The sequence below is a fragment of the Actinomycetospora sp. genome, from assembly GCF_055612215.1.
In genome coordinates this window covers 1-2,416 of record NZ_JBVPVA010000124.1, presented here as the reverse complement: position 1 = coordinate 2,416, position 2,416 = coordinate 1, and the positions used below count along the sequence as shown (strand labels likewise).

The window sequence follows — 2,416 nt, the reverse complement described above, 5'->3', positions numbered from 1 at the left end:
CTCGACGCTCGGGTCGTCGGGGGTGGTCACTGGCTCACCTGTCGGATCTCGTACGGCACGGGCTGCTGGGCGGCGTGCGGGTGCTCGGGGCCGGCGTAGACCTTGAGCTTCGACGCCATCGCCCGGCCCAGACGGTTGTGGGGGAGCATCCCCTTCACGGCCTTCTCCACCAGGCGGCTCGGGAAGCGGTCGAGCTCCTCGCCCACGGTGCGGGCACGCAGGCCGCCCGGGTAGCCGCTGTGGTGGTAGACGAAGCGGTCGTCCCGCTTGTTGCCGGTGAGGGCGACCTTCTCGGCGTTCACGATCACCACGAAGTCGCCCATGTCGACGTGGGCCGCGTACGTGGGCTTGTGCTTCCCACGCAGCAGCTGCGCCGTCTGGCTGGCCAGCCGACCCAGGACGACGTCGGTGGCGTCGATGACGTGCCAGGCGCGGTCGATGTCGCCGGGCTTCGGACTGAACGTGCGCACGGAGCTACCTCGTCACGGTCATAACTGGTCTGCGGTACGTCTGCGGGAACGCGCGTCGGCGGCCCCCTCGCGGCAGGCGTTCACCGCGCAACGACTGTCCAGGTTACGCGGCGCCTCCCGAGCACCCGCCACCCACCCCCGGCCGTGGTCAGGCGTAGCGCATCGCGTTCTGCTGCTCGGTCGCGCGGTAGAGCTGCTCGGCCTGCCCGAGCCGCCCCCCGATCTGTCCGAGCACCTGCGCGAGGTCGGCCATCGCGGTGTCGATCTCGCGCTGGCGGGCCTGGTACTGCTCCGCCGCGGCGCCCGTCCAGTCGGCGACGAGCGGCGCGAGCTGGCGCTTCAGGTCGTCCAGGCGGCCCTGGATCTGGGTCGCGGCACTGGTCACGCTCTGCTGGGCGGCGGTGAGCTCGCCGAACGTCACGCGGATCTCGTCCACGGTCGGGGTCCTCTCTCGGGGTCTGGGTGTCGGCGACGGGCCGTCGTCAGGACAGGGCCTGGCCGATCCGCGAGGTCGACGACGCGATCTCGTCCTCGGCCGCGCGGTAGGTCGTGCCGGAGGCCTGCACCGACTCGCCGATCGACGACAGCGCCGCGTTGATGCGCCGGGCGTCGTCGTTCCAGCGCGCCATCAGCTGGTGGAACGCGGTGGACGCGTCCCCCCGCCACGTGCCCTCGAGCGGGCCGAGCTGCGAGCGCAGCTGCGCGAGCTGGGCGTTGATCTGGTCGCGCACCTCGAACACGTGCCGGCCCGCCGCCGCCATGACCTCGGTCTGGGTCCCGAACTGTCCGGCCACCGGCCGCTCCCCTCGTCGGTCGTCACGCCGGTCCGCACCGGCCCGCCGACAGTGACATCCCGCGCGCGGTCATGGGGGCGCTTTCGGTGAACTGGGACGACCTCGTGCGCGAGGGGCACTCCACGCATCCCCGACGGCGCGTATTCCTGCGCCGAGTGCTCCTGATCAACGGCGGGGGCGGGCGGCGGAGCGAGCCGTGCACCGTCAGGGTGGGCTGCGCAGCGTGGAGACCACCCGGGCGCAGGCGGCGAGCACGGCGTCGGAGTCCTGGTCGTCGTGGCGGCAGCCGACCGAGAGCTGCGTCGTGCCCGTGAACACCACGACCCACTGGACCGTCGTGCCTGGGGCGGCCACCTGGCGGTAGGTGGCCACCTTCCGGCCGGCGAACGTGGCGTCGGGCTGCAGGTCGGACACGCCCCCGCCGGCGGTGCGCGCGGCCTCGAAGCCCGCCAGCAGCTGCGCCCGGGCGCTCTGCGGGTCCGGCGAGGTCAGCGCGCTCTCCTGCACGGCGATCAGGTTGGGGCCCCGCGGCTGGTCGACCGGGCGGATCCGGCTGCGGCGCGCGGCGGCGTCGGTGCCGTCGGGGAGCCAGCCGCCCGGGAGCTCGTAGGCGTGGGAGAACGCGGAGACCACCGTCGGCGGGGCGGCCGTCGCCGGGCCCCCGCCGCGCAGCCCGACCACCGCGAGCACGACGGCCACGACCGCCACGGTCGCCGCGGCCACCACCCCCGCCCGGCGCCGCGGCGACCAGCGCGCGGCGCCGCCGGTGGGCGTCTCGGTCCGCACCAGGGCCCGCGACGAGGGCACGAGCGCCCGGGCGATGCGCACGGTCGGCCCGTCCGGGTCGGAGCCCGCGGCGGCCCCGGGGAGGGCGGCCCCGCCGCGCGTCGCCGGGGCACGCACCGGCGGCACGGGCACGGTCGGGCCGGTCACCCCGGCCGGGACCGCCGGGACGCGCGGCGCTGGGGCGGCGGGCGACGGGGCGGACGGTGCCGGGGCGCCCCGGGCCGGGGTGGTCGGCGCCGGGCCGCGGCGGACGGTGGTGGTCGCGTCCGGGTCCGCGGGCCGCGGCCAGTCCGGCAGCAGCGGGAACCCGCCGGTGCGCACACCCGACGGGGCGAGGACCGCCGGCGGGCGCGACGGGCCGCCCGG

The 2,416-nt window shown here is 76.3% G+C and carries 4 protein-coding genes; all 4 read right to left on the bottom strand.

The genetic code is table 11. The features are described 5' to 3' along the window. Window positions 1-26 precede the first annotated feature (26 nt). On the bottom strand, window positions 27-470 hold the full coding sequence (gene rplM / locus AC0CYZ_RS03240) for a 50S ribosomal protein L13 (protein WP_472212291.1): 444 nt from the start codon (window positions 468-470) through the stop codon (window positions 27-29). Between the two features lie 148 nt (window positions 471-618). Next, window positions 619-906, bottom strand: coding sequence for a WXG100 family type VII secretion target (locus AC0CYZ_RS03235; protein ID WP_472212290.1), 288 nt, complete (start codon window positions 904-906; stop codon window positions 619-621). A 46-nt stretch (window positions 907-952) separates the two neighbouring features. Next, window positions 953-1,264, bottom strand: coding sequence for a WXG100 family type VII secretion target (locus AC0CYZ_RS03230; RefSeq protein ID WP_472212288.1), 312 nt, complete (start codon window positions 1,262-1,264; stop codon window positions 953-955). A 204-nt stretch (window positions 1,265-1,468) separates the two neighbouring features. Continuing rightward, on the bottom strand, window positions 1,469-2,416 hold a 948-nt coding region (locus tag AC0CYZ_RS03225; protein WP_472212286.1), incomplete at its 5' end, for a type VII secretion-associated protein.